This is a genomic window from Citrobacter sp. Cb004 (assembly GCF_030337065.1).
In the GTDB taxonomy this organism is placed as follows: Bacteria; Pseudomonadota; Gammaproteobacteria; order Enterobacterales; family Enterobacteriaceae; genus Citrobacter; species Citrobacter braakii.
Window position 1 is genome coordinate 1 of sequence record NZ_JAOWCH010000068.1, and the last position, 23,672, is coordinate 23,672.

23 protein-coding genes and 1 pseudogene are annotated in these 23,672 nt (G+C 49.2%); 12 read left to right on the top strand and 12 right to left on the bottom strand.

Annotated elements, in window-relative coordinates:
- The first annotated feature begins 51 nt into the window (after positions 1–51).
- Positions 52–1,415, top strand: a protein-coding gene (locus tag OGV65_RS19890) for an IS3 family transposase (RefSeq protein ID WP_155849795.1) whose coding sequence is annotated in 2 segments (ribosomal slippage) — positions 52–529 and positions 529–1,415 — 1,365 coding nt in all. Because the reading frame shifts where the segments join, the coding sequence is not laid out codon by codon here.
- A 74-nt stretch (positions 1,416–1,489) separates the two neighbouring features.
- Here OGV65_RS19890 and OGV65_RS19895 read toward each other — a convergent pair.
- Both OGV65_RS19895 and OGV65_RS19900 read right to left on the bottom strand, forming a co-directional pair.
- On the bottom strand, positions 1,490–1,903 hold the full coding sequence (locus tag OGV65_RS19895) for an aegerolysin family protein (protein WP_049282421.1): 414 nt from the start codon (positions 1,901–1,903) through the stop codon (positions 1,490–1,492).
- Between the two features lie 746 nt (positions 1,904–2,649).
- Entirely contained in the window at positions 2,650–2,940 is a 291-nt protein-coding gene (locus tag OGV65_RS19900; RefSeq protein WP_200048914.1) for a hypothetical protein, read from the bottom strand.
- Between OGV65_RS19900 and OGV65_RS19905 the strand changes: the two are divergent.
- Both OGV65_RS19905 and ttcA read left to right on the top strand, forming a co-directional pair.
- Positions 2,875–3,234: pseudogene (locus OGV65_RS19905) on the top strand (tyrosine-type recombinase/integrase); the annotation flags it as partial. The gene OGV65_RS19900 and the pseudogene OGV65_RS19905 sit on opposite strands and share 66 nt — an antisense overlap.
- Positions 3,235–3,283: 49 nt before the next feature.
- Positions 3,284–4,219, top strand: a complete 936-nt coding sequence (gene ttcA / locus OGV65_RS19910) for a tRNA 2-thiocytidine(32) synthetase TtcA (RefSeq protein WP_016153195.1) — start codon at positions 3,284–3,286, stop codon at positions 4,217–4,219.
- A 49-nt stretch (positions 4,220–4,268) separates the two neighbouring features.
- On the opposite strand, the gene dbpA is transcribed toward ttcA, so the two are convergent.
- The 4 genes from dbpA to OGV65_RS19930 form a co-directional block, all read right to left on the bottom strand.
- Entirely contained in the window at positions 4,269–5,642 is a 1,374-nt protein-coding gene (gene dbpA / locus OGV65_RS19915; protein ID WP_279265764.1) for an ATP-dependent RNA helicase DbpA, read from the bottom strand.
- A gap of 28 nt (positions 5,643–5,670) precedes the next feature.
- The gene (gene ynaL, locus OGV65_RS19920; RefSeq protein ID WP_016153197.1) at positions 5,671–5,838 is read right to left on the bottom strand and encodes a proline-rich small protein YnaL; all 168 of its coding nucleotides are present in this window, start codon (positions 5,836–5,838) and stop codon (positions 5,671–5,673) included.
- Between the two features lie 275 nt (positions 5,839–6,113).
- On the bottom strand, positions 6,114–7,097 hold the full coding sequence (gene zntB / locus OGV65_RS19925; protein ID WP_016153198.1) for a zinc transporter ZntB: 984 nt from the start codon (positions 7,095–7,097) through the stop codon (positions 6,114–6,116).
- 156 nt (positions 7,098–7,253) lie between these two features.
- A complete protein-coding gene (locus OGV65_RS19930) occupies positions 7,254–8,363 on the bottom strand; it encodes a methyl-accepting chemotaxis protein (protein WP_049282424.1) in 1,110 nt (369 codons plus the stop codon).
- A gap of 411 nt (positions 8,364–8,774) precedes the next feature.
- Between OGV65_RS19930 and OGV65_RS19935 the strand changes: the two genes are divergently transcribed.
- On the top strand, positions 8,775–10,889 hold the full coding sequence (locus OGV65_RS19935; RefSeq protein WP_279264138.1) for a putative bifunctional diguanylate cyclase/phosphodiesterase: 2,115 nt from the start codon (positions 8,775–8,777) through the stop codon (positions 10,887–10,889).
- Between the two features lie 67 nt (positions 10,890–10,956).
- Positions 10,957–12,189 carry a GGDEF domain-containing protein gene (locus tag OGV65_RS19940; RefSeq protein ID WP_016156622.1) on the top strand — a complete coding sequence of 411 codons (1,233 nt, stop codon included), beginning with the start codon at positions 10,957–10,959 and terminating at the stop codon, positions 12,187–12,189.
- 12 nt (positions 12,190–12,201) lie between these two features.
- On the opposite strand, the gene smrA is transcribed toward OGV65_RS19940, so the two are convergent.
- Positions 12,202–12,765 carry a DNA endonuclease SmrA gene (gene smrA, locus OGV65_RS19945; protein WP_181636651.1) on the bottom strand — a complete coding sequence of 188 codons (564 nt, stop codon included), beginning with the start codon at positions 12,763–12,765 and terminating at the stop codon, positions 12,202–12,204.
- 213 nt (positions 12,766–12,978) lie between these two features.
- On the opposite strand from smrA, the gene ogt reads away from it, so the two are divergent.
- The 3 genes from ogt to uspE all read left to right on the top strand — a co-directional run bounded on the left by ogt (position 12,979) and on the right by uspE (position 15,543).
- Positions 12,979–13,494: a methylated-DNA--[protein]-cysteine S-methyltransferase gene (gene ogt, locus OGV65_RS19950; protein ID WP_016153203.1), complete on the top strand. Its 516-nt coding sequence runs from the start codon at positions 12,979–12,981 to the stop codon at positions 13,492–13,494.
- Positions 13,495–13,688: 194 nt separating this feature from the next.
- Positions 13,689–14,441, top strand: a complete 753-nt coding sequence (gene fnr, locus OGV65_RS19955; RefSeq protein ID WP_003020397.1) for a fumarate/nitrate reduction transcriptional regulator Fnr — start codon at positions 13,689–13,691, stop codon at positions 14,439–14,441.
- 151 nt (positions 14,442–14,592) lie between these two features.
- On the top strand, positions 14,593–15,543 hold the full coding sequence (uspE, locus tag OGV65_RS19960; protein ID WP_016153204.1) for a universal stress protein UspE: 951 nt from the start codon (positions 14,593–14,595) through the stop codon (positions 15,541–15,543).
- A gap of 48 nt (positions 15,544–15,591) precedes the next feature.
- On the opposite strand, the gene OGV65_RS19965 is transcribed toward uspE, so the two are convergent.
- A complete protein-coding gene (locus tag OGV65_RS19965) occupies positions 15,592–15,852 on the bottom strand; it encodes a DUF2534 family protein (protein WP_003020403.1) in 261 nt (86 codons plus the stop codon).
- A 243-nt stretch (positions 15,853–16,095) separates the two neighbouring features.
- Between OGV65_RS19965 and OGV65_RS19970 the strand changes: the two genes are divergently transcribed.
- Positions 16,096–17,127, top strand: coding sequence for a mechanosensitive ion channel family protein (locus OGV65_RS19970; RefSeq protein ID WP_141875220.1), 1,032 nt, complete (start codon positions 16,096–16,098; stop codon positions 17,125–17,127).
- Between the two features lie 201 nt (positions 17,128–17,328).
- On the opposite strand, the gene OGV65_RS19975 is transcribed toward OGV65_RS19970, so the two are convergent.
- Both OGV65_RS19975 and OGV65_RS19980 read right to left on the bottom strand, forming a co-directional pair.
- Complete coding sequence (locus OGV65_RS19975; protein WP_181012498.1) at positions 17,329–17,736, bottom strand: cupin domain-containing protein; 408 nt, start codon at positions 17,734–17,736, stop codon at positions 17,329–17,331.
- Positions 17,737–17,952: 216 nt separating this feature from the next.
- On the bottom strand, positions 17,953–18,336 hold the full coding sequence (locus tag OGV65_RS19980) for a VOC family protein (RefSeq protein WP_049040726.1): 384 nt from the start codon (positions 18,334–18,336) through the stop codon (positions 17,953–17,955).
- Between the two features lie 117 nt (positions 18,337–18,453).
- On the opposite strand from OGV65_RS19980, the gene OGV65_RS19985 reads away from it, so the two are divergent.
- On the top strand, positions 18,454–19,224 hold the full coding sequence (locus OGV65_RS19985) for a DeoR/GlpR family DNA-binding transcription regulator (RefSeq protein WP_065554831.1): 771 nt from the start codon (positions 18,454–18,456) through the stop codon (positions 19,222–19,224).
- Positions 19,225–19,331: 107 nt separating this feature from the next.
- On the opposite strand, the gene mppA is transcribed toward OGV65_RS19985, so the two are convergent.
- On the bottom strand, positions 19,332–20,945 hold the full coding sequence (gene mppA, locus OGV65_RS19990; RefSeq protein ID WP_016153209.1) for a murein tripeptide ABC transporter substrate-binding protein MppA: 1,614 nt from the start codon (positions 20,943–20,945) through the stop codon (positions 19,332–19,334).
- 184 nt (positions 20,946–21,129) lie between these two features.
- Here mppA and mpaA point away from each other — a divergent pair, with 184 nt between their 5' ends.
- Positions 21,130–21,858 carry a murein tripeptide amidase MpaA gene (gene mpaA / locus OGV65_RS19995; protein WP_016153210.1) on the top strand — a complete coding sequence of 243 codons (729 nt, stop codon included), beginning with the start codon at positions 21,130–21,132 and terminating at the stop codon, positions 21,856–21,858.
- Here mpaA and ycjG read toward each other — a convergent pair.
- A complete protein-coding gene (gene ycjG, locus OGV65_RS20000; RefSeq protein WP_016153211.1) occupies positions 21,833–22,798 on the bottom strand; it encodes an L-Ala-D/L-Glu epimerase in 966 nt (321 codons plus the stop codon). The two genes, mpaA and ycjG, sit on opposite strands and share 26 nt — an antisense overlap.
- Positions 22,799–22,913: 115 nt before the next feature.
- Here ycjG and tpx point away from each other — a divergent pair, with 115 nt between their 5' ends.
- The gene (gene tpx, locus OGV65_RS20005) at positions 22,914–23,420 is read left to right on the top strand and encodes a thiol peroxidase (RefSeq protein WP_016153212.1); all 507 of its coding nucleotides are present in this window, start codon (positions 22,914–22,916) and stop codon (positions 23,418–23,420) included.
- The last annotated feature ends 252 nt before the right edge of the window (positions 23,421–23,672 follow it).

Sequence of the window (23,672 nt, forward strand, 5' to 3'; positions counted from 1 at the left end):
TGGACTGCACCCCAAAAGTTGGACACCCAACTGACTAAGGTGCAGTTTTTTATGGCAAAGCCAAAATATTCCCTCGAAACCAGATTAGCTGTAGTTAATCATTACCTTGCCGGACTCGATGGCACACATCGTACCGCTGAACGTTTTGGTGTTGAAAGAACATCGGTGCGACGCTGGGTAAGAGCCTGGCAACTTCACGGTATTGATGGTATTACCTGGAAAAATGACCGCCATTCACCGTCGTTCCGTATTGCTGTAGTCCGGACTGTACTCGCTGAAGAACTTTCCATGCGCGAGGCCGCCGCACGGTTTAATATCTCAACCGAAACCGTTGTCCGGCACTGGGTTAATGTTTACCAGGATGCTGGTGAGAAAGGACTTCTGAGGATAAAACAGGGCCGGAGCAAGGACATGAAAAAACCTAAAAAATCATCTCCACTTACCGATGCTGCACTGGAAACGTTATCGCCCGAAGAACTACGGGCTGAACTCCGTTACCTGCGTGCAGAGAATGCCTACCTAAAAAAGCTGAAGGCCTTAGTTCAAAGCGAGAAAAACGGCAAAAAGCCGCAATAATCAGTGAGCTAAGGCTGGAGTATGCGCTCAGTGATCTTCTGCGTGCCGCGGGTATGTCCCGCAGCACGTGGTATCACAATATGAACGCGCTAAAGCGCATGGACAGGCATGCCGGACTGAAAGATAAAATAAGAGAGATTTACCACTATCACAAAGGACGTTATGGCTACCGCAGGATCACGCTCTCGCTGAAAAAACAGGGGCTGCTGGTGAACCATAAAACAGTGCAACGACTGATGGCAGAGCTGTCGCTCCGGTCCCTGATAAGGGTGAAGAAATATCGTTCCTGGAAAGGCGAAACTGGCAGGGCAGCGCCCAATATACTGAACCGGAACTTCGGCGCGTCAAAAGCCAACGAAAAATGGGTGACAGATGTTACTGAGTTCTCGGTACAGGGTAAAAAGCTGTACCTGTCACCGGTTCTTGACCTGTTTAACCGGGAGATTATCTCCTACAGCCTGTCGGAAAGGCCGGTGATGGAGATGGTTAATACGATGCTGCACGATGCGTTCCTGAAGCTCAGCCCGGAAGATAGCACGCTGCTGCACTCGGATCAGGGTTGGCAATATCGAATGGAAGGTTATCAGGCCAGGTTAAAGGCGAAGGGCATGACGCAGAGTATGTCGCGTAAAGGTAACTGTCTGGACAATGCGGTGATGGAGAACTTCTTCGGGACGCTGAAATCGGAATGTTTTTATCTGAGTCAGTTCAGCAGTGTCAGCGAACTAAGGAAAGCGATAGAGAGCTATATCCATTACTACAACAACGAACGAATAAGCCTGAAATTAAAAGGCCTGAGTCCGGTAGAATACCGAACCCAGGCTCTGAAAGCCGCTTAACATGAACTGTCCAACTTTATGGGGTCAGTCCAAATACCAGGGCCTATATTAATTTAATCAAGTTAAAGATAGTATTATCTGATTTTCACAACAGTAAGCGTTATATTACCTAACGCACCAGAGTCAACGTTACCGCCTTCAACTTGTACAACATATTTATTAGAGGCACTTGTATATTCTTTCTTATTGGTCTTTTTCCCCCAAGGGCAATCCCAATAAAAGCGGCCAATTTTTTCAGGGCCATTATACATAACGAAACTGCCCTCAGTGCCAACAGCAGCATCTGAACGCCCACATGCGCAGATCGTGGCCTCATCGGCAGTCGAAGAGCTGGTAATCACCATTTCATTTATTCTATCTGGTGATAACTCCTGATCTTTATTTCCTAGTTTATAAAATTTTCCACTATCGTGTGATGCGTTTCTAATGGATACGGATTGTCCTTCAGCGACAACTATTTTAATTTCTGCCCATTGAGCGTAAGCCATAATTCATCCTTAATTTTCATTGGAATATAAAATAATTTATCGTTACTCGACTGTATCGACGAATAATTAGTACCATTTAGATGGTGTTAAATTTGTGACAAACCACTCAATTTCAGACTTAACCAAAAATATCCACCAGCCATTTATACATATATTGACAAAAAGCAACCTGTAAATTTGGAACATAAAACAACCAAATTTATTTATTTCAAAAATATAACAATAGATTCAATTAATATTGTGAATAACTATATCAAGTCAAGCCACATTATATTTAACATGGTATACATGAAGAATAACTCTCTGAAAAAAAACTGAAGCCAGGAGTTTTTTGCACACCCTGCAAACCGACGATGTGACAGGGGTACTGGTGCAATGCACCTCGCGAATACCCCTGTCGTATCGCCGGAAAGCAAAAATGATATCAACATTCGCTTTTTCAAACGCTCCATAGCTATCACCAACGTGATAACCCATTCTAATTGTCCCGTCGGCTTTGCTCCCACTGACAGGCGTCATCTGTTTTTGAACGGTACAGCCGGATAGCGCTAAAACACACAAACAACACAATGATATTTTTTTCATGATAAACCCTATTCCTTTTAGGTTTTTTCATAATGAGCAATGAGTTTAGGGAAACATACAGCTACTCGGTGTTTTAGGATTACGTTTACCCGGTTCCTCGTTAGTGTTTTTCAGTACGCAACTGACGACGGGCCTCCAGATACACCCGCGCTCCGAATATCTCAACGCACCAGAGCACGCGCTTGCGGGCCTCGTCTGCTGTCAGCCAGGGCGCAATCTGCTGAATATTCCGGGTCAGGTCCGAAATTTTTTCTCGTCGTGTAGTAGCTCGCACCAATAATATAAACCGGATCATTCTGTTCGAACGCCTCCAGCACGCACTGCTCCATAAAATCTGCATCATCGTCCGCTAACGCCTCGTTGAGAATACTAACTAGCGCTTTTGGCACCCTAAGACAAAAATAATCTTTCACCATCGTGAATATGGCGCTACCGAGATCCAGAAGGTGCACTTTGTTTTCATGCCCAGGATGCGCAAGGGGGAACAAAAACCCTACTACTCTATGAGTAGCATAGGTGCCAGATGGAACGCTGCTGTAAAACGTGCTGGTATTCGTCGCCGTAATCCGTACCATACGCGGCATACTTTTGCTTGCTGGCTGTTATCGGCTGGAGCGAACCCATCATTTATAGCTAATCAGATGGGGCATGAAAACGCGCAGATGGTATACGAAATTTACAGTGCATGGATTGAAGAACTGAACGGCGAACAGGTGAAAATGCTCAATGCCAAACTTGGCCTGTAAAAAAATTTTGCCCCTTATATGCCCCTTTTGGAGTCAGAGACAGTAAATAATGCAAGAAAATCAACAAGTTACAAAGAAAGAACAATACAACCTGAACAAATTGCAAAAACGTCTGCGCCGTAACGTGGGCGAAGCGATTGCCGACTTCAATATGATCGAAGACGGCGATCGCATTATGGTGTGCCTTTCCGGGGGGAAAGACAGCTATACCATGCTGGAGATCCTACGTAATTTGCAGCAAAGCGCCCCGATCAGTTTTTCCTTAGTTGCGGTTAACCTCGATCAGAAACAACCTGGCTTCCCGGAGCATATTCTGCCGGAATATCTGGAACAACTGGGCGTGGAGTATAAGATTGTCGAAGAAAATACCTACGGGATCGTCAAAGATAAAATCCCTGAAGGCAAAACGACCTGCTCGCTCTGTTCTCGCCTGCGTCGCGGCATTCTGTACCGCACGGCAACTGAGTTAGGCGCCACCAAGATTGCGCTCGGTCACCATCGCGACGACATCCTGCAAACGCTGTTTTTAAACATGTTCTACGGCGGGAAGATGAAAGGTATGCCGCCGAAGCTGATGAGCGATGACGGTAAACATATCGTTATCCGTCCGCTGGCTTACTGCCGTGAGAAAGATATCGAGCGTTTCTCCGAAGCGAAAGGTTTCCCGATTATTCCATGTAATCTGTGCGGCTCACAGCCTAACCTGCAGCGCCAGGTCATTGCCGATATGCTGCGCGACTGGGACAAACGCTATCCAGGGCGTATTGAAACCATGTTCAGCGCAATGCAGAACGTTGTACCTTCACATCTGAGCGATATCAATCTGTTCGATTTCAAAGGTATCAGGCACGGTTCAGAGGTTGTGGACGGCGGTGATTTAGCGTTCGATCGTGAAGAGATCCCGCTGCAGCCTGCGGGCTGGCAGCCAGAAGAAGATGATGCTCAACTGGATGAGCTGCGCCTGAACGTCGTGGAAGTGAAGTAAGTCGATTGTACCGGATAAGCGGAGCGCCATCAGGCGCTCCGGCGAGTGGTTATTTCAATAACCGAACCCGGCAAGTCTTGCCTTTTATCTTACCGTTTTGCAATTGCTTCCATGCCTTATGCGCTACAGTCTGGCGAACAGCGACATAGACATGCGCCGGATGAACGGCAATTTTGCCGATATCGGCGCCTTCCAGACCAATATCACCGGTCAGCGCGCCGAGAACATCGCCGGGACGCATTTTAGCCTTTTTACCGCCATCAATGCATAACGTCGCCATCTCAGCTTCCAGCGGCAGGATTGGGCCGTTAGCGGGAGCTGGCAGCCAGTTCAGCTTCAGTTGCAGCATTTCAGAAAGAATATTGGCCCGCTGCGCTTCTTCCGGTGCACAGAAGCTAATCGCCAGACCACTGTTGCCGGCACGCGCGGTACGTCCGATACGATGGACGTGGACTTCCGGATCCCACGCCAGTTCGAAGTTAACCACCAGCTCAAGTGATTTAATATCCAGACCACGCGCGGCCACATCGGTAGCAACCAGAATGCGCACGCTACCGTTGGCAAAACGTACCAGCGTCTGATCGCGATCGCGCTGCTCAAGATCGCCATGCAGTGAGAGAGCGCTTTGCCCCGCCGCATTCAGCGCGTCACACACGGCCTGACAATCTTTTTTGGTATTACAAAAAACTACGCATGATGCAGGTTTATGCTGACTGAGCAATTTTTGCAGCAGCGCAATTTTGCCGTGGCTGGAAGTTTCGAAAAACTGCTGCTCAATCGCCGGCAGCGCGTCAACGGTATCAATTTCGATCGTTAATGGATTTTGTTGCACCCGGCCACTAATGGCGGCAATGGCTTCCGGCCAGGTCGCAGAAAACAGTAAGGTCTGACGCGAAGCTGGCGCAAAGCGAATGACATCATCAATCGCATCGCTAAAGCCCATATCCAGCATGCGATCGGCTTCATCCATCACCAGCGTATTCAGGGCATCCAGAGAAACAGTGCCTTTTTGCAGATGGTCGAGTAAACGCCCCGGTGTGGCGACAATAATATGTGGCGCATGCTGCAGGGAGTCACGTTGTGCGCCAAAGGGCTGCCCACCGCACAACGTTAAGATCTTGGTGTTAGGCAGAAAGCGCGCTAAGCGACGCAGCTCACCCGCCACCTGGTCAGCAAGCTCGCGCGTTGGGCACAGCACCAGGGACTGCGTCTGAAACAGCGCGACATCAACATGCTGTAATAATCCAAGACCAAAAGCCGCCGTTTTGCCACTGCCGGTTTTAGCCTGCACGCGAACATCTTTCCCCGCCAGAATTGCCGGTAACGCAGCAGCCTGAACAGGCGTCATTTCAAGATAACCCAGCTCGTTAAGATTCTCGAGTTGGGCAGCAGGTAAAACATTCAGGGTTGAAAAAGCGGTCACAATTTAATCTCGCGGTAAAAACTCACAATCAGCAGGCGCGTATCCTCGCAGATCTGCGCCCGCGATGCGACAATTTAATCGGCTCTTCATCCGGTGGCGGATCCGGCATTGGCTGCGGACGAGGTATGGGATCGGGAATGGGAACCGGGTCGGTCGGTAGCGAATCAGTGTGCGGCGTTGCAATCAGACAGTTCATATACCCCTCCAGTTATGCAGGTTGGCTCTTTTAGGGTAGACGCTGATTTCCTGCAGGCAAAAAAAAGCCGACTAATCTAAGTCGGCGTCGTACGAATCAATTGTGCTATGCAGTAATTCAAAAAAGGAAGTAAGACAATATGGAGCGCAACGCCCATCGCTTGACGTTGCATTCACCTGCGAGAGAGATATTGCCCCGAATAGGTAGATGGTTTATTGACTTCGCTCAAAAACCAGGACGTTTTCATGCGCAAAAGTCACTAAAAAACGTTGTTGTTACAACCATTTACTACGATGCAACCATAAAGTAACACCACCAATCAGGACCACTAACAGAATACAAAAAAGTGAGAAGCCAAACTGCCAGCCACCGCCAGGGATACCGCCGAGGTTAACGCCAAACAGCCCGGTTAAAAATGTGCTGGGAAGAAAAACCATTGCCATCAATGACATTGTATACGTTCGGCGAGCCAGAGACTCCTGCATAACCTGCGCAATTTCATCCGCCATAATACCGGTCCTGGCAATACAAGCATCTATTTCATCCAGCCCTCTCCCTAGCCTGTCAGCGATATCCTGCATCCGCCGCCGATGGTCATCGGTCATCCAGGAAAAACGTTCGCTCGCCAGCCGGGAATAGACATCGCGCTGAGGCGCCATATAGCGGCGCATCACAATTAACTGCTTACGCAGCAATGCCAGGAAACCACGCGGCGGAATCTGCTGATCAAGCAGGTTATCTTCCAGATCGATAATCTTATCGTGCAGTTGTTCGATAAACTCACTGGCATGATCGGTTAGTGCATCGCAAACGTCCACCAGCCAACTACCACAATCAGCCGCTCCCGTGCCTTCCTGGAGATCGCTGACCACATCATCCAGCGCCAAGACTTTACGCTGACGCGTTGAGACAATCAGACGTTCATCCATATATAAGCGCATCGCAACCAGTTGGTCAGGTCGCTCGTCGGTGCTGCCGTTAATACAGCGCAGCGTAATCAACGTACCTTCCCCTACCCGGCTTACGCGTGGGCGCGTGCTTTCACCCGCCAGCGCATCACGCACGTTATTGGGAAGTAAAGGCGTTGTCGCCAGCCATTGCGCGCTTTCAGGATGGGTATAATTAAGATGCAGCCAGCAGGGATGTTGACTGTCGATAACATCGTTATCTTCCAGTGGCTTCACCCCACCACGGCCATCCAACAGCCAGGCAAACACGGCATCCGGCACATTAACATCCGTTCCCTTAATGGCTTCCACAGCGCCTCCACAAACATTCAGCTTTTTTCGTTAGTCTAGCTGTCAGAATATGTTAAGCAATATCTGATTGTCCCATTGTGCTGAAATGATTCATAAAAAGTATCTGATAATAAGAAAAGCGCCGACGAATGCGGCGCTGGTTACGAGATGCCCCTCTCAGGCCCGCTGGCGTCTCTCTGATTCAAGCGTATGACTTAAGCGAAATTTATGCGTTCGCGATTGAAGGTCAATCACCTGGTTTTTCAGGATACCTGAGGAGTCAGAAAGCTCATCAACCATAATGGCATTACTTTGAGTGACGTTCTCCAGTTCGGCCAGAGCATGGGTAATTCTGATAATCCCTTTCTCCTGCTCCTGCGTAGTGGTTAATATCTCGCCCATCAGTTGGTTTAATTGCCCTGCCCCCCCGACAATATCATGCATGTTTTTTTCAGCTTCACGCACAATAGCAGCGCCTTGCTGAACATTTTGATGGGTTTGGGCAATCAGTTGCTTAATATTCTTAGCGGCATCTGCACTGCGGTGTGCAAGCATTCTTACCTCACCGGCCACCACAGAAAAACCTTTGCCATGTTCACCGGCCCTTGCAGCTTCCACAGCAGCATTCAATGCCAGAATATTTGTCTGGAATGCAATACCATCTATCAGCGTAATAATTTCTGTCATTTGCTGTGCGCATTCGGTGATTGAACGCATATTTGTCGCAACCTGCACCATTAATTCGCCACCCTGACGGGCGCATTGCGTGGCAATTGTTGCCTGGGCGCTGGCTATTTGCGTGTTATCAGCATTATTCCGTGTATTAACCGCTATTTCATCCATGTTGGCAGCCGTCTGCATTAATGCTCCGGATTGCTGTTCTGTTTTCACTGAAAGCTCAGCGCTGCGTTCCGCCAGCTGTTCAGAAAGCGTCATCGCCGTTTGCGAGGATGTTCTGATCTCATTAACGAGTGCTGAAATATTACTTGATAAGCTATTGATGCCAGGAATTAGTCTACCCGCACAGTTATTACCAAATTCGGGAATACTGATTGCCAGATTCCCGGATGTTACTTCTTCAATGCTTCTTTTAACCGTATTAATCGGCATGACCAGATATTTCGTCATGTACCACCACAAACATAATATAGAAATAATGCTTACCGCATTAGTGCCAATAATAATTTCTGGGGTGGCCGAAAAAATCATTTCAACAACATTGAGCGCAACCGCTGTAATGAGCAGAAATAAAATAATAAAAGTTCTGACGCTAATATCATTTAACATTTTAACCCTGTGCACCAAAAAAATAACGTGGATGTTATTTTTATAGCATCTGCATTACAGATTTCCATTGCTCTGTGACGAAAGCTGAACTTTCAATGAGAGCCAACAGACCTTTTACTTAAGTCAATAAATTACACTGGCCATTCACAATAGCTCAGCACTTTATCCCGCCAGTGACGGTAATGTTCCCCACCATCAGATTATTGTGATGGTGAGCACGTGACGAGCATAAAACACACAGAAACATAATTTTTATGAATGTTTATATAAGTAATGGCTTGTGATTTTCAATATCTTGCTCTTCGCTCTAATACTCATTGTAAAAACACAAGAACATTCCTGGTTTTATCAGGTTAACTGGACAAAACCTGCTAGATTTATCATCACGGCTTTTTTTCGATAGGTAGTAAGATGTTGCACGTGTCGTGGGACCCTGTATTGATTGGGATTTCCTTTGTTGTCGCATTTATTGCCTCCTTTATTGCCCTCGACAGCGCGGGTAAGGTAGCAATCTCCAGCAAACGTGAATCTACCTTCTGGCGGCTATCTGGCGGCGCTACGCTGGGTATGGGGATCTGGTCGATGCATTTTATCGGTATGCTGGCCATGAAAATGACTATGCCGATCAATTATCACCTATCACTCACCGCGTTTTCGTTCTTTATTGCGCTCATTTCTGCAACTCTCGCCATCAATATCGCTATTTCCGGTAATACGCTATCAACAAAACGACTGGTCATTGCCACCAGCATATTGAGTGCCGGCGTTGTCACGATGCACTACGTTGGCATGTATGCCATTATCGAACATGTGGCCATCTCATGGGATCGCTCGCTGATTTTGCTCTCTGTAATTATTGCCGTCGTTGCGTCTGGCGTAGGTTTATGGCTGGCCTTCCATTTACGCCAAAACACCCGTCGCGTGCTGATTAACCGACTTATTGCTGCCCTTATTATGGCGCTGGCAATTGCTTCTATGCATTACACCGGTATGGGAGCGGCAACGTTCACCCATTTTGGACACACTGCGCACGATGGGCTCAGTACGCTGGAACTCTCTGTCTGGGTCTGCGCCGTCACGCTGATTATTTTGGGTATCATGCTGGTCGTCTCGATGGTGGATTCACAACTGCGCACTTCCCGACTGGCTGACAACCTGCATCAGTTGAACTGCCAGCTTGAACATCAGGTCCACTTCGACGCGCTGACCGGACTTGCTAATCGAACGCAAATAGATACCCGCTTACAGGCCTGCCTGCGGCATTCCAAATTGCATCAACAGCATTTCGCGTTGGTATTTATCGACCTCGATCGTTTTAAAGTCGTTAACGATACCTGGGGGCATCACATCGGCGATCAACTGCTGATTGCCAGTACACAGCGTATCTACAGTTGCCTTGATGACTCAATGACGCTGGCAAGACTGGGGGGAGATGAATTTATCCTGCTGGTTCCAGACTGCAACCCGCAGGCTATCTCCGCCTTGCTTACGCGAATTTCAGATGCGATCGGTGATCCTTTTACCTTATTCGGTCATACCATTCGGGTTTCGTTAAGTGCGGGGAGCAGTATTTATCCCGAACATGGTTCGACACTGCATGAGCTAAAAGTGAAGGCCGATATGGCGATGTATCATGTCAAACAGGCGGGCAGAAACGGCTGGGCTATTTATAGTCCCCAGATGGAAGCTATCGCTGATACGCCGCCGACATTTCTACAGGAACTTTCACAAGCGCTTGAACGCAACCAGTTTGAGCTATGGTATCAGCCTAAATATACCGCCGGAGATCATTCCCTGACTGGTTTTGAAGCGTTATTACGCTGGCATCATCCGGAGCGCGGCATGCTGCTACCGGCTGAATTTCTGCCTGCGCTGGAAGAAACGGGCCTGATTATTCCCGTCGGCAAATGGGTTATCCAACAGGCATGTTTGCAGTTGCATCAGTGGACATTACAAGGGAATACAGAATGGACGCTCGCCGTTAACCTCTCTCCCGCCCAGTTTGAACAGCATGATATTATTGATGTTGTTTGCAACGCCCTGGCGCAATACCAACTTTCACCTGCCTGTCTCACGCTGGAGCTCACGGAGAGCACTGCACTTAAAAATTTAAAACGCAGTATTGAAATCCTGAATGCTTTTTCGGCTTTGGGGATCACCGTTTCTATTGATGATTTCGGCACTGGTTATTCAAATATATTGATGTTGAAGTCACTGCCGGCACGGGAATTAAAAATCGACAGGATATTTGTCAAAGATATTAGCGAGAACAGTAAAAATACAAAAATTGTGTCTACCATTATTGACATAGCTCACTCCATGAATATGCGCGTGGTGGCTGAAGGAATAGAAACCCAGGAGCAGGAAATACTTCTTACCCAGATGGGGTGTAGCATGCTGCAAGGTTTCCTGTTTGCAAAACCGCTGCCAGCGCATAAGATTCATGAACTGATCCAATCAGAAAACAGCATCAAACAAAAGCCAGTCGTACAACCCTTGTCTCACCGACAATCAATAACTTTGTGAGACTGTAATATCTAAAATATTCGCCATTAAACGGGCAACACAGCAGATAAAGATAACGGGATTATCGATGAGCACAACCGAGCTGCATTCACTGGATTTGTTAACCTTTCCGGTGTGGATTGTTTCGCCACAAACCGAAGAACTGGTGTTCGCTAATATCGTTGCACGTGAGTTAATGCAGGATCTCTGTTTTTCCCCACTGCGCAAAGGCATATTCTCAACGCATTCTCAAAATGATTTAACAATGTATCTCAGTGACTTGAGCAATCATCATCACGTTGTTGAGATCCTCACGGTTTACCGCGATGGTGAGGAAATCGCGTTGGCCAGCCGCCTGTCCATTAAATCTCTGCCGGGCGTGGGGGATGTTATCCTTTTCGAAGGCATTGAAACGCCTACTGCGCAAGGTCTGAAAGCCAGCCGTTCAGCAACTTATCAACGAAAAAAACAGGGCTTTTATGCGCGTTTTTTCCAGACAAACTCCGCGCCAATGTTACTGATTGATCCGTCCCGCGATGGCCTGATCGTTGATGCAAACCTCAGTGCCCTGAATTTTTATGGTTACAACCTTGATGTGATGTGCCAGAAACATACCTGGGAGATCAACATGCTGGGCCGCCATATATTGCCGGTAATGCATGAAATCGCCCATCTGCCCGGTGGCCATAAGCCTTTGCACTTTGTCCATAAACTGGCAGACGGCACCTCACGTCATGTGCAAACCTACGCCGGACCGATTGAAATTTACGGTAATAAACTCATGTTGTGCATTATTCATGACATTACCGAACAAAAACGGCTGGAACAGGAGCTTGAGCATGCCGCTCTGCGTGACCCTTTAACGGGATTACTTAATCGCCGACATTTTTATCAGGTAACCGAGCCGGAGCAGACGCATGCGGTATCATTGACGCAGGACTACAGTCTGTTGTTGATCGACACCGATCGTTTTAAAAGCATTAACGATCTCTTCGGTCATTTAAAAGGCGATGAAGTGCTTTGCGCTCTGGCCCGCACACTGGAATCCTGTGCACGAAAAGACGATCTTATTTTTCGCTGGGGTGGTGAAGAATTTGTGCTGCTGCTACCGCGAACCTCGCTGGATGTCGCCCTCAATCTTGCAGAAGTGATCCGCGCGACGGTAGCCAAGGTTACTCTCCCTGGTCTTCCCCGCTTTACCGTCAGCATTGGCGTTGCGCGGCACGAAACGAACGAAAGTATTGATGAATTATTCAAACGCGTGGACGACGCGTTGTACAAAGCCAAGCACGAAGGCAGGAACAGAGTATTGGCCGCCTGATGAATACGTGGCTCAGCGGCTGCGCTTAGCGTGACGCTCCCAGTTTTCCTGTTTTGCCTGCGCGGTTTTACGTAATGCCACATAGCATGCTCCGCTGCCGCCGTGATGCGGCAAAGCGGCGCAGTAGGCCTGGACGTCATCAAATTCTGTCAGCCAGCGCGCCACATAGCTGCGAACAATATTGGCATGAGCGTTATCGTCACGCCCCTTACCGTGTATCACCAGCACGTTACGTAATCCATCTTGCTGTGCCTGTAGAATAAAACTGAATAGCATCTGGCGGCATGTTTCTACGGGCTGGCGGATGAGATTAAGGCTCGCCTGCTGCGGATATTTTCCGGTTCGCAGTTTGTCAGTCACGCCGTGCTGTAAACCTTCGCGACGAAACTCCAGCGGCTCGTTCAACGGGATAATATCGAGAAACCCCGTCGTGAGAAAGTTATCCAGTTGAAGCGTATCGATACGCGCCGGAGTGCGGATATTACGCGTTGGCTGCCAGTGTACATTGGCGCAGCCCTTCAGCGGTTGGACATCCCCCATAGCATCCAGAAACAGCGAAGCATCATCAAGATTCATGTTTCTTCCTCCAGCGAATTACGACGAGCATTATCATAACCGCGCACTATTATACCGACAACGGTTTACGATTATTTCCAATAATTCACCCGGCTCGCTCCGCTGAAAAGATCTACTCACGACATACAGATATCCGTTTTTAGGGGTATAGCTGCGACTGTCGCTGGCGTGATAATGTGTAACCTCGCCTGAACGCTGTAATGAGAGAAACGGATGCTGAACTTACTGGAAGATACCATCGACACGCCGCTGGGCCCGCTGTGGGTTATTTGTGATGAGCAATTTCGCCTGCGCGCGGTGGAATGGGATCAGCACCGCGATCGCATGGAACAATTGCTGGATATTCATTACCGCACAGAAGGTTATCAGCGTATTACAGCTAAAAACCCAGGCGGATTAAGCGATAAACTGTCGGAGTATTTTGCCGGGAATCTCAGCATTATTGACACGCTGGAAACGGCAACGGCTGGCACGCCTTTCCAGCGTGAAGTCTGGCAAGCATTACGCACTATCCCGTGTGGGCAGGTCATGCACTATGGTCAACTGGCCGAACAGTTAGGGCGCGCCGGTGCTGCAAGAGCCGTCGGTGCGGCCAATGGCGCCAACCCGGTAAGCATTGTGGTCCCCTGCCATCGCGTCATTGGGCGTAACGGCACCATGACTGGATATGCTGGCGGGGTACAGCGAAAAGAGTGGTTATTGCGTCACGAAGGCTATTTGCTACTCTAGATTCCAGGCAATTAATGCCTTATTCGTCACACTTTCGCATAATGTGACCACAAATTTAATGCGGTTAATCAAGGAGATACAAACATTCATTCCGGTTATACCTGAATTATTCTCTATTGGGAGTAGCTCAGGCTTACGTGCTCACCAAAAAGATGTTAAAATTGACAAATATCAATTACGGCTTGAGCAGACCTATGATCCCGGAAAAGCGAATTATACGGCGCATTCAGTCTGGCGGTTGTGCTATCCATTGCCAGGATTGCAGCATCAGCCAGCTTTGCATCCCGTTCACACTTAACGAGCATGAGCTTGACCAGCTCGATAACATCATCGAGCGCAAAAAGCCTATCCAAAAGGGGCAAACGCTCTTTAAAGCAGGTGATGAACTTAAATCACTCTACGCTATCCGCTCCGGAACGATTAAAAGCTATACCATTACCGAACAAGGCGATGAGCAAATTACCGGCTTCCATCTGGCGGGTGATCTGGTCGGTTTTGACGCGATTGGCAGCGGACATCACCCGAGCTTTGCCCAGGCGCTGGAAACCTCAATGGTTTGCGAAATTCCTTTCGAAACCCTTGATGACCTGTCCGGAAAAATGCCGAATCTGCGTCAGCAGATGATGCGTCTGATGAGTGGCGAAATCAAAGGCGACCAGGATATGATCCTGCTGTTGTCGAAGAAAAATGCAGAAGAGCGCCTGGCGGCCTTTATCTACAACTTGTCTCGCCGCTTTGCCCAGCGCGGATTCTCGCCTCGTGAGTTCCGTCTGACCATGACCCGCGGCGACATCGGTAACTACCTGGGTCTGACGGTTGAAACCATCAGCCGCCTGTTGGGTCGTTTCCAGAAAAGCGGTATGCTGGCAGTGAAAGGCAAATACATAACTATTGAGAATAGCGACGCGCTGGCAGTTCTTGCTGGCCACACGCGTAACGTTGCGTAATCTTTCCGCAAGCATTTCTGTTATCCTTCTGTCAAATCGCTAAATTTTCCCGATTTATTGATCTGGCAGGAGGTTCTCCCCTGTTTCAATCCACATTATTGGGTTACTCTTTTAATTACAAACTGCGATGACAGTTGTAAGGAGACCCTGTATGGCTATGTATAAAAATATGCTGGTCGTCATCGATCCAAACCAGGACGATCAACCAGCATTACGGCGAGCTGTTTATTTGCATCAACGGATTGGTGGCAAAATTAAAGCCTTTTTGCCAATCTATGACTTTTCCTACGAAATGACTACCCTGCTGTCGCCCGATGAGCGTACGGCAATGCGTCAGGGGGTCATCAGCCAGCGAACAGCATGGATCCGTGAACAAGCAAAATACTACATCGAAGCAGGGATCCCTCTTGAAATTAAAGTGGTATGGCATAACCGTCCCTTTGAAGCCATCATCCAGGAAGTCATTAGCGCTCAGCATGACCTGGTCCTCAAAATGGCACACCAACACGACCGCCTCGAAGCCGTAATTTTCACGCCTACCGACTGGCATTTATTGCGCAAATGTCCAAGCCCGGTATGGATGGTTAAAGACCAGCCATGGCCTGAAGAGGGTAAAGCGCTGGTTGCGGTGAACCTCGCCAGTGAAGAGCCTTATCACAACGCGCTCAATGAAAAACTGGTCAAAGAGACGCTGCAACTGGCAGAACAGGTTAACCATACTGAAGTGCATCTGGTTGGCGCCTACCCTGTTACGCCAATCAATATCGCAATTGAACTACCTGAGTTTGACCCCAGCGTTTATAACGACGCGATCCGTGGACAGCATCTGCTGGCCATGAAGGCGTTGCGCCAGAAATTCAGTATCGATGAGAAAGTGACGCACGTTGAAAAAGGATTGCCTGAAGAGGTCATTCCTGATTTAGCCGAGCACTTGCAGGCGGGTATTGTAGTACTGGGTACCGTCGGTCGTACCGGTATTTCTGCCGCGTTCCTTGGTAACACCGCTGAACAGGTTATCGATCACCTACGCTGCGACCTGCTGGTCATCAAGCCGGATGAATATCAGACGCCAGTTGAACTGGATGATGAAGAAGACGATTAACCACACAACTCAATGCCGGATGGCGATCTCATCCGGCATAACAAACGCTTAGTGTTGCTCCTCGCCGCCGAGGAAATAGATTCCCAGCGGGATAGCCAACAGAATCGTAAACACCATGCTGTAGACACAAATCATTGCCGATTGAATGGCGTACATTGAAGCGGTCCAGTCGGAGAGCGGAATGTCATACTGTTCAATCACACCACCGATCGTCGCTCGCGTCACGACCGACGCTGCGATAATAAACACCCCAAGCAGGCACAACAGAAACTTCCGTCCCTTCGCTGTCTTCAGCTTAGCCATGATCATAGTACTGTCCTTTTGCAGATGAAAACCTTGTTACTTTGCGCTAACAATACCATGACATCAACTGACTGTCTGCTACATAAACCGCTTTCAGGGTAGATATCAGCGCTATTTCGCCGAAAATAGCGCTAATTGCATTATATATCTCCCCTATGGATTAATGATCTGACCGCCAGAACTGAGTAAAATATTCGAGGATTAGGATATCAGAAGATATTTCACTACCACGGAGCTGTTGGAAGAATCATGATCGCTGAACTGTTTATAAATAATGCGTTTAATTTGACGGTAATTCTCAGCTGCTGTGCCGCGCTGGTTCTGATGAGCGTCTGGTATCATCGTGGAGAGCGTCGCTGCAAAGGATTCATATTTCATGCCGCGCAATTTCTTGTCTATGCCATTATCATCGGGACGTTAGGCAGTATTGCTAATAACGTTATCGAAAATTACAGCCTGAAATTTATCTCCTCCAGCGTGGTCGACTTTATCTGCACCTCGTTGATTGCGCTGATCCTTACCATCAAACTTTTTCTGGTAATTAATCAGTTTGAAAAGACGCAGATTAATAAAGGCAGAGATATCACCAGCGCGAGGATCCTGTCGCGAATCATCAAAATTACCATCGTGGTTGCTATCATTTTGCTGTATGGCGAACATTTCGGAATGAGCTTATCCGGCCTGTTAACCTTCGGCGGCATCGGCGGTATCGCTGTAGGTATGGCAGGCAAAGACATTCTGAGCAACTTTTTCTCAGGGATTATGCTCTACTTCGACAGACCCTTTAGCATCGGCGACTGGATCCGCTCCCCGGACCGCAATATTGAAGGTACAGTTACGGAAATCGGCTGGCGAATGACCAAAATAAACACCTTCGATCATCGTCCGTTATATGTCCCAAACTCGATTTTCTCCTCTATCAGCGTAGAAAACCCAGGAAGGATGACGAACCGCCGCATCAAAACGGTGATCGGGTTACGATATGAAGATGCTGATAAAGTCAGTGCCGTTGTCGAGTCGGTCAGAGAAATGCTGCAAAACCATCCGGGAATAGACCAGAAACAAACCCTGCTGGTTTATTTTAATGAATTCGCCGATTCATCGCTGAATATCATGGTGTATTGCTTCACGAAAACCACCGTGTGGGAGAAATGGCTTGCGGTACAGCAGGACGTTTATTTAAAGATTATTTCGATAGTCAAGGCAAACGACGCCGACTTTGCGTTCCCCAGCCAGACGCTGTATATGGATAATCCTGAAGCATCGCCATCGACACATTAACAAAAGAAAAGGCGCGGATATCCGCGTCTTTTTTCTGCACTTATTTCAATGAGGCAATATCAATGACAAAGCAGTACCAGCGCCAGCGTTGGAATATACGGATTCAGGTCATGTAGATACGGGACTGTATCAATAATCAGGTCAAACTGATTCACTTCGGGCATCGGATTCTTTACCTGCAGAACGCGCGCCCCACACAGCTCAGGGGAGCAGGTTGTACTCAGCGTCGCTTACCGGTTCAAGCCACTCGTTCGATGCGCCAGCGGCCGGGATTTCCACAGCGATATGGGCAAACCAGCTATCACGCGCGGCGCCGTGCCAGTGTTTCATTCCCGCCGGGATGTGTACGACATCACCGGTTTTCAGTTCACGCGCCGGTTGATTCCACGCCTGATACCAGCCTCTGCCGCCGGTCACCAGCAAGATTTGTCCCCCTTGATGATGGATATGCCAGAAGTTACGACAGCCCGGCTCAAATGCTACGTTACCAATGACCACGCCTTCCATGGAGAGCATGGTCAGATAGCTGTCGCCAGTGAAATATTTCGCATACGCTTCATTTTTCTCTCCGCGAGGAAAGACGCTGTTACCATCAAATTGTTGATTCATAATCTCCGCGCCGGCGCTGGAGACGGTATTCCGTTGGTTTTGCATTTCGATTCTCCAAAACGGTGGCAGCACGCGCCACCGGATGCTGAAAACTATAAAAATTATAGAGACTCGACAGGCGGGTGATTAGAGGTGAAAAGAAGGACAACCTTATGAATCATGCTCATCAATAGTCGGTAACAGGTACAACATTTCTACTGGAGATGGCGTGAAGCCTTAGGCCACAATTTCAATCAAGTTGCCGTCAGGATCGCGTATCACCGCTTCGTAATAGCCATCACCGGTGGTGCGCGGGTCAGAAACTAATATCCCCTGTTCTTTTGCACGCATCGCCATGGCATCAACGTTTTCACTGCCGCCAACTGAAATGGCGAGATGCACCCAGCCTGAGGTGTTATTGTCGGGAGCATGTTTTGTCAGTCCAGGCTTAGTCATTAACTCAATCGCGATATCCTCACCAATTTTGACAAAATAGGATTCAAATCCTGGATTGGTTTTACTGCAGTATTTTTCGTTGATCTTTGCGTCAAAAAACGTGACCCAGAATTGAGCTTGTTGCTCAAGATCCCGTGTCCATAACGCCACATGCGCAACCTTCATAGCTAACCTCTTCTTGTTGTATCCAAACAATAGGTTCCCTAAAGGGATGTTGACATCGTGAACCATAATGCACAATTATGCTTGTTATTGCTCGATGTTTATTTCACTGGAGTATTGATGCTCGATTACGCAGCATTCCCTGAACAGCGCCAGGCGCTTATCTATCAGATCCTGCAGGAAAACGGCAGAGTCATCTGTTCCGAACTCGCCAGCAGGTTAGGCGTTTCGGAACATACAATCCGTCGCGACCTGCATGAACTGAGTAAAGATGGCGTGTGTAAAAAAGTCTATGGCGGCGCAGTCATTGCACTCCCAGAATCCGAAGACATCACCGTGCGCAAGAGTATTAATGTGGCGAAAAAGAGCAATATCGCGCAGAGATGCGCCCGGATGGTTAAATCCGGAAGCTGCATTTTTATCGACACGGGCAGTACTAATCTGGCGATGGCTGAAGCCCTACCCGCCGAGCTGGCGTTAACCGTGGTAACAAATTCCCCGGAGATTGCCGCCGTTTTACTAAAAAAACCACTGTTTGATGTCATTATGCTGGGCGGCGCGGTGCAACGATCTTCTGGAGGGTGCGTGGGTGCCACCGCTATCTCGCAGGTGCAGGGCATTTTATTCGATCAGGGATTTATTGGCGGCTGCGCGATGTCGCCAGAATCCGGCTTAACCGGATTTGATTACGCGGATTGTGAGTTCAAAAAAGCGGTGATCAAACAGTGTAATGAAACTATTGTCGCGCTGACGGCTGAAAAAATCCCGGCTGTCGCCCGTTATGTCGTTACCGAAAGCAGCAATATCGATGTAATTGTCGTCGAGGAAAATATCAGCAAAGAGTATGCCACGGCGTTTCAGGCGCACGACATTCGTATTTATACAGTGTAACCCATTCTATTGGGTGATACTTTTCCATTGCTTTCATGACCCACCTTCCCTACAGCCTTGTCTGTTCGGGAAACCGCCAATGCAACGTCCCGAACAGGCCAGCTATATCAGTGCTTCACAATATACATTGTGCGGCTATAAGCCACATCTTCAGGGTTAGTAATCGGATACCCTTTCAGCCACGGTTTAATTAAACGCCCGTTGGTGTACTGATAAATCGGCGCAATGGGAGCCTGTTCCATCAGAATGTTCTCCGCAGCGTTATAATCAGCATTGCGTGCTTTCTGCGTATTCTCCAGGGTTGCCTGGGTCAACACTTTATCGTACGCCGGATTATTAAAGCGGGAGATATTGCCCGTATGGGTTGATGTTAATAGCGACAGGAACGTAGATGGTTCATTGTAATCGCCCACCCACGAGGCGCGGATCACATCAAAATTGCCGGTATTGCGGCTATCGATATAAGTTTTCCACTCCTGGTTTTGCAGTTTCACGTCAACGCCGAGATTTTTCTTCCACATAGACGCGACAGCAATAGCAATCTTCTGATGATTTTCAGAGGTGTTATACAGCAGCGTCAGTTTAAGTGGTTTCTGTGGACCATAGCCCGCCGCACGCAGCAGCGTTTTCGCCTGAGCGTTCAGCTCTTCCTGACTCATTTGCTCAAACGGTGAAGGTTCCGGCACAAACCCTGCCGTTACATCCGGCGTAAAATGCCATGCGGGCTTTTCGCCGGTACCCAGAACTTTCTCCGCCATCAGGCGACGATCGATAGTCATGCTGAGCGCCAGGCGCACGCGTGAGTCGGCAGTCGGTCCCTTCTGGGTATTAAAGGCATAGTAGTAAGTGCCAAGCTGCGGCGGGGTATAAACCTGGCCCGGGATGTCCTTCAACAGTTTCTGATACATGTTTTTCGGGAACGACTCGGTAATATCGATATCACCAGCAAGATAGCGCTTGGTCGCTGCCGATTCCTGGTTAATAGGCAGGAAGGTGACTTTTTGCAGCACCGTTTTGGCGTTGTCCCAATAATGCGTGTTCGGCACAACGTCCAGTTTTTCGTTCACCACGCGATCTTTGAGCACATAAGCGCCGTTACCAATTAGATTGCCTGGTTTGGTCCAATCTTTACCACTCTCAACGTTAGCTTTTTGTACCGGATAGAAAGCAAAACTCGCCGTCAGATTGGCAAACCAGGGCAGCGGTTTATCCAGTTGGACCTTCAATGTACGTGCATCGATCGCGCTAACGCCGAGCTTATCTGGCGAGGCTTTTCCATCGATGATCGCCTGTGCGTTGTTAATACCCGCCAGCGCAGCAAACCAGGCAAACGGCGACAGCGTTTTCGGGTCAACCAGACGCTGCCAGCTATAGACAAAATCCTGCGCCGTTACCGGCGTACCATCTGCCCATTGCGCATTGTCGCGCAGCGTAAACGTCCAGATACGGTTATCGTTACTTTTCCACTGAGTGGCAACACCGGGCACAATCTCGCCCTTCTCATTCTGGTTGACCAGCCCTTCAAATAAATCACGAATAACCTGAATTTCAGGAAGCCCGACGGCCTTTGCCGGATCCAATGACGCCGGTTCGTCTTTGATATGACGCACTAGTTCTTGCTTTTCTGCCAGTACCGTTCCGCTGGGAACATCAGCAGCCCAGGATAATGAAATGCTGCTTACCAATAGCGCACAACAGGTTACTGAAACAGAATGCTGCATAAAATACCCTCAATTCCGGCTACTAAGTGAATGTGTAATTATTTGTATCGCCAGCAGGAAATGCAATTAACTTTCGACAAGGAAATAATATTACATCTGAAAAGATAAGTGTGTGAAAACGATTTGATTATCCATACATTTTGCACAACACTGCGAGTAACAATCCACGCATTCAGAGATGACTATGACCGTTACCCGACCCCGTGCCGAGCGCGGCGCATTCCCACCTGGAACCGAACATTACGGACGTTCATTATTAGGCGCGCCGCTAATCTGGTTTCCCGCAATGGCGGCCGATCGTGAAAGCGGTCTGATACTGGCAGGAACGCACGGCGACGAAAACGCATCGGTTGTCACCCTTTCCTGCGCATTGCGTACGCTTAATCCTTCCTTACGTCGTCACCATGTGGTGCTGGCGGTTAACCCTGACGGTTGCCAGCTCGGGCTGCGCGCAAATGCGAACGGAGTGGATCTAAACCGTAACTTTCCCGCTGCCAACTGGAAAGCGGGTGAAACGGTGTATCGCTGGAACAGCAGCGCAGAAGAACGCGATGTGGTGTTGTTGACCGGCGAAAATCCGGGCTCAGAACCAGAAACCCAGGCACTGTGCCAGCTTATTCACCGAATTCATCCTGCGTGGGTGGTCTCTTTTCACGATCCGCTGGCCTGTATTGAAGATCCCAGACGCAGCGAATTAGGCGCGTGGCTGGCGCAGTCGTTTGAATTACCCCTCGTCACCAGCGTAGGTTATGAAACGCCCGGCTCATTTGGAAGCTGGTGCGCAGACCTGAACTTACACTGTATAACCGCCGAATTTCCGCCCATCTCTTCAGATGAAGCGAGCGAGAAATACCTGCTGGCCATGTCCAATCTCCTGCGCTGGCACCCTAGAGATGAAGTTGTCCGGTCGTAAAATGCAGGGCCGGCTCCGCGTCGCTGGCAAGCCAGGTCGGGCCATCAAGATCGGCAAAGTTAACCTGCGGCGTAAGCGGTAACGCCGCCCCAATCGCCCGGGAAGTACACAGCATGCAGCCCAGCATTAGCGCAAATCCCTGCTCGCGGGCTTCGGTTGCCAGCGCCAGCGCCTCCGTCAGGCCGCCTGTTTTATCCAGTTTGATATTGACCATTTCATAGCGCCCGTGCAGCGCTTTCAGGCTGCTGCGGGTGTGGCAGCTTTCATCTGCGCAGATCGGCAGCGGATGCACAAAATTTTCCAATGCGGCATCGTCCTGCGCTGGCAGCGGCTGCTCCAGCATCGCCACCCCTAAATCAGCCAGAAGCTGACAGCGCGCCGCCAGACCTTCTGCCCGCCAGGATTCATTGGCGTCGACAATAATCGTGGCATCAGGGACTGCTGCACGAATAGCAACCATCCGCTCGCTAATCAAGCGCGCATCCAGCTTAACTTTTAGCAGTTTCGCGCCATTTTCCCAAAGTGCAGCCGCACTCACCGCCATTTGTTCCGGCGTGCCAATCACCACGGTTTGCGCCGTCGTCACCACTTCCGCCAGCTCACTTCCCACCAACTCTGCCAGTGACAGTTGCTGTTGACGCGCACTCAGATCCCACAACGCGCAGTCCACAGCATTACGCGCGGCTCCCGCTGGCAGCAGCTTTTGCAGCTCTTCACGCGTCAGTCCATTTTCCAGTTGTGGGGCAATGCTCATAATTTGCGCCAGCACTGAGGCATCGCTTTCACCATAGCGCGGATACGGTGTGCACTCGCCGATACCCGTGACGCCGTTTTCTGCCACTTCAACCACTACCACATGCGCTTCGGTTCTGCTCCCACGGGCAATAACAAAGGGAGTGTGCAGCGGCCAGGCTTCCTCATACACCTTAACTGTTCTCATTTGCTTTCCTTAATGCAGTCCCTGAAGCGGATATCCGCAAATAGCGTTTGCCGTGTTAACTGCTGATGGCATAAACTAGCCTCGACGTTAACTATATGTAAACAGGAAGATAACCATGTCACAAACCGTTCATTTCCAGGGCAACCCGGTTACAGTTGCCGGCTCAATTCCTCAGGCTGGAAGCAAAGCTCAGGCTTTTACCCTTGTGGCTAAAGACCTGTCTGACGTTACGCTGGGCCAGTTCGCAGGCAAGCGCAAAGTGCTGAATATTTTCCCAAGCATCGATACCGGCGTTTGTGCGGCATCGGTACGTAAGTTTAACCAACTGGCGACAGAAATCGACAATACCGTCGTACTGTGCATTTCGGCCGACCTGCCATTCGCCCATTCACGTTTTTGCGGCGCGGAAGGTCTGAGCAACGTTATCACGCTGTCCACCCTGCGCAACGCAGAATTTCTGAAAAACTACGGCGTAGAAATCGCTGAAGGCCCACTGAAAGGTCTGGCCGCACGTGCCGTGGTCGTTATTGATGAAAATGACAACGTCGTTTTCAGCCAACTGGTCAATGAAATCACCAACGAGCCAGACTACACTGCTGCGCTGGACGTACTGAAAGCTTAAGCCACGTCTTGCACATACGGAGGTAATGAATCTGTTGCCTCCGGCGTATTGCTACGTTCACCTTATGTTTGTCACTTCTCTGAGGCAATACAACCTGTGAACGTGTTAAGGGTACTATCGCCGTACCCTTAACAATCCCGGCTCCCGGCTGGAAAATTGCCGCTCCGCGGTTCCCTCCGTTTATTCCTCCAGGCTACCGGGCCGGGCGCGAGGTAGCGTCCCTGCAAAACGCGCCCTGAACCCGCATCCCTG

What these genes read in the sequence shown, in the direction of transcription:
- OGV65_RS19895 (WP_049282421.1), bottom strand. Translation starts at nt 1,903, where the DNA reads ATGGCTTACGCTCAATGGGCAGAAATTAAAATAGTTGTCGCTGAAGGA.
- ttcA (WP_016153195.1), top strand. Translation starts at nt 3,284, where the DNA reads ATGCAAGAAAATCAACAAGTTACAAAGAAAGAACAATACAACCTGAAC.
- ynaL (WP_016153197.1), bottom strand. Translation starts at nt 5,838, where the DNA reads ATGAACTGTCTGATTGCAACGCCGCACACTGATTCGCTACCGACCGAC.
- OGV65_RS19930 (WP_049282424.1), bottom strand. Translation starts at nt 8,363, where the DNA reads ATGTTAAATGATATTAGCGTCAGAACTTTTATTATTTTATTTCTGCTC.
- OGV65_RS19935 (WP_279264138.1), top strand. Translation starts at nt 8,775, where the DNA reads ATGTTGCACGTGTCGTGGGACCCTGTATTGATTGGGATTTCCTTTGTT.
- OGV65_RS19940 (WP_016156622.1), top strand. Translation starts at nt 10,957, where the DNA reads ATGAGCACAACCGAGCTGCATTCACTGGATTTGTTAACCTTTCCGGTG.
- smrA (WP_181636651.1), bottom strand. Translation starts at nt 12,765, where the DNA reads ATGAATCTTGATGATGCTTCGCTGTTTCTGGATGCTATGGGGGATGTC.
- ogt (WP_016153203.1), top strand. Translation starts at nt 12,979, where the DNA reads ATGCTGAACTTACTGGAAGATACCATCGACACGCCGCTGGGCCCGCTG.
- fnr (WP_003020397.1), top strand. Translation starts at nt 13,689, where the DNA reads ATGATCCCGGAAAAGCGAATTATACGGCGCATTCAGTCTGGCGGTTGT.
- uspE (WP_016153204.1), top strand. Translation starts at nt 14,593, where the DNA reads ATGGCTATGTATAAAAATATGCTGGTCGTCATCGATCCAAACCAGGAC.
- OGV65_RS19965 (WP_003020403.1), bottom strand. Translation starts at nt 15,852, where the DNA reads ATGATCATGGCTAAGCTGAAGACAGCGAAGGGACGGAAGTTTCTGTTG.
- OGV65_RS19970 (WP_141875220.1), top strand. Translation starts at nt 16,096, where the DNA reads ATGATCGCTGAACTGTTTATAAATAATGCGTTTAATTTGACGGTAATT.
- OGV65_RS19975 (WP_181012498.1), bottom strand. Translation starts at nt 17,736, where the DNA reads ATGAATCAACAATTTGATGGTAACAGCGTCTTTCCTCGCGGAGAGAAA.
- OGV65_RS19980 (WP_049040726.1), bottom strand. Translation starts at nt 18,336, where the DNA reads ATGAAGGTTGCGCATGTGGCGTTATGGACACGGGATCTTGAGCAACAA.
- OGV65_RS19985 (WP_065554831.1), top strand. Translation starts at nt 18,454, where the DNA reads ATGCTCGATTACGCAGCATTCCCTGAACAGCGCCAGGCGCTTATCTAT.
- mppA (WP_016153209.1), bottom strand. Translation starts at nt 20,945, where the DNA reads ATGCAGCATTCTGTTTCAGTAACCTGTTGTGCGCTATTGGTAAGCAGC.
- mpaA (WP_016153210.1), top strand. Translation starts at nt 21,130, where the DNA reads ATGACCGTTACCCGACCCCGTGCCGAGCGCGGCGCATTCCCACCTGGA.
- ycjG (WP_016153211.1), bottom strand. Translation starts at nt 22,798, where the DNA reads ATGAGAACAGTTAAGGTGTATGAGGAAGCCTGGCCGCTGCACACTCCC.
- tpx (WP_016153212.1), top strand. Translation starts at nt 22,914, where the DNA reads ATGTCACAAACCGTTCATTTCCAGGGCAACCCGGTTACAGTTGCCGGC.